This window comes from Candidatus Nanopelagicales bacterium, from assembly GCA_028687755.1.
GTDB lineage: Bacteria > Actinomycetota > Actinomycetes > S36-B12 > S36-B12 > UBA11398.
In genome coordinates this window covers 1-2,500 of the sequence record JAQTZL010000007.1, presented here as the reverse complement: position 1 = coordinate 2,500, position 2,500 = coordinate 1, and the positions used below count along the sequence as shown (strand labels likewise).

Sequence of the window (2,500 nt, the reverse complement as noted above, 5' to 3'; positions counted from 1 at the left end):
CGGTCCAGAGCCCCATTCCAGGCAGATGTCCTGGAGGGGTTAGCTCATGGGTGGAACATTGACATGGGGTGCGCGAGCACCGAGCTCTCCTAGTACTGCCGCAAGGCGTGGAAACGAGTGCTCGACTGTAGACAATCCCAAACACGCTGTTGGGTCCTGAGGGAACGGATGTTCCTTCGGGCCAGGATCGAGAGATCCCGGCCGGGCCCCTTCACACTGAACCAGCCGTTCTTCGGCCAGGCAGTGATCCTGAAGGACGTCCGCCCGAATGTTGAGAACTGCACAGTGGACGCGAGCATCTTATTAATTTTGCAATTAATGAAGAAAGTTTCTGTGGCAAGTTATTAAGTGCGCACGGTGGATGCCTTGGCATCAGGAGCCGATGAAGGACGTAGGAGGCTGCGAAAAGCCTCGGGGAGCTGTCAACCAAGCTGTGATCCGGGGATGTCCGAATGGGGAAACCCGGCTGGAGTCATGTCCAGTCACCCTTGCCTGAACACATAGGGCAAGAGGCGGGAACGAGGGGAAGTGAAACATCTCAGTACCCTCAGGAAGAGAAAACATAAGTGATTCCGTTAGTAGTGGCGAGCGAACGCGGAAGAGGCCAAACCAAAGCGGCGTGATAGACGTCAGTCGTTGCCGTTTTGGGGTTGTGGGAGCATTCTGCTGGTTCTGACGGGCCAGCAAAGAGTCAAAAACGAACGTCATAGTCGAAGGCCATGCGAAAGGGCCGGCAAAGAGGGTAATACCCCCGTAGACGAAATGTCGTTCACTCTTGAGTGAATTCCCAAGTAATACGGGGCCCGTGAAATCCCGTATGAATCTGTCGGGACCATCCGATAAGCCTAAATACTACCTGATGACCGATAGCGGACAAGTACCGTGAGGGAAAGGTGAAAAGTACCCCGGGAGGGGAGTGAAATAGTGCCTGAAACCGTGTGCATACAAGCCGTTGGAGCCCCCAAGATCTTCGGATCAGGGTGACAGCGTGCCTTTTGAAGAATGAGCCTGCGAGTTAGCGATATGTAGCGAGGTTAACCCGTGAGGGGAAGCCGTAGCGAAAGCGAGTCTGAATAGGGCGAGTGAGTTGCATGTCCTAGACCCGAAGCGGAGTGATCTACCCATGGCCAGGTTGAAGCGACGGTAAGACGTCGTGGAGGACCGAACCCACCTAGGTTGAAAACTGGGGGGATGAGCTGTGGGTAGGGGTGAAAGGCCAATCAAACTCCGTGATAGCTGGTTCTCCCCGAAATGCATTTAGGTGCAGCGTCGCGTGTTTCTTCTAGGAGGTAGAGCACTGGATGAGCTAGGGGGCCTACAAGCTTACTGAACTCAACCAAACTCCGAATGCCTAGAAGTGAGAGCGCGGCAGTGAGACTGTGGGGGATAAGCTTCATAGTCGAGAGGGAAACAGCCCAGACCACCAACTAAGGTCCCTAAGCGTGTGCTAAGTGGAAAAGGATGTGGAGTCGCATAGACAACCAGGAGGTTGGCTTAGAAGCAGCCACCCTTGAAAGAGTGCGTAATAGCTCACTGGTCAAGTGATTCCGCGCCGACAATTTAACGGGGCTCAAGCACATCACCGAAGTTGTGGCATTCAAGCGTGTTCTTGGCCGTAAGGTCCAGGAGCTTGGATGGGTAGGGGAGCGTCGTGTGGCCAGCGAAGCGGCGGGGGAACCCAGCCGTGGAGGCCACACGAGTGAGAATGCAGGCATGAGTAGCGAAAGACGGGTGAGAAACCCGTCCACCGAATAATCAAGGGTTCCAGGGCCAGGCTAATCCGCCCTGGGTAAGTCGGGACCTAAGGCGAGGCCGACAGGCGTAGTCGATGGACAACGGGTTGATATTCCCGTACCGGTTTAAACGCGCCCATGACGAGCCTAGTGATACTAAGTTCACAAGAATATGGAAACCTTCGGGTGGATATAGAGGAGTGCACGACCTGAGCTAGTAGTAGTCAATCGATGGGGTGACGCAGGAAGGTAGTTGAACCGCGGCGATGGTAGTCCGCGGCTAAGGTTGTAGGGCGAAATGTAGGCAAATCCGCATTTCACATAGCCTGAGAACTGATGGGGAGCCGATTGTGGTGAAGTCAATGATCCTATGCTGCCAAGAAAAGCCTCTAGAGAGTGTTTAATCCGCCCGTACCCCAAACCAACACAGGTGATTAGGTAGAGAATACTAAGGTGATCGAGCGAACTATGGTTAAGGAACTCGGCAAAATGCCCCCGTAACTTCGGGAGAAGGGGGGCCAATTCTGGTGATGGAATTTACTTCCTGAGCTGGCGTTGGCCGCAGAGACCAGGCTGAAGCGACTGTTTACTAAAAACACAGGTCCATGCAAAGTCGCAAGACGACGTATATGGACTGACTCCTGCCCGGTGCTGGAACGTTAAGGGGACCGGTTAGCTCTTCGGAGCGAAGCTGAGAACTTAAGCGCCAGTAAACGGCGGTGGTAACTATAACCATCCTAAGGTAGCGAAATTCCTTGTCGGGTAAG

The 2,500-nt window shown here is 54.0% G+C and carries 1 rRNA gene; it reads left to right on the top strand.

The window, feature by feature from the left end:
- Positions 1-334: 334 nt before the first annotated feature.
- Positions 335-2,500 (top strand): 23S ribosomal RNA (locus PHN51_09080); the annotation flags it as partial.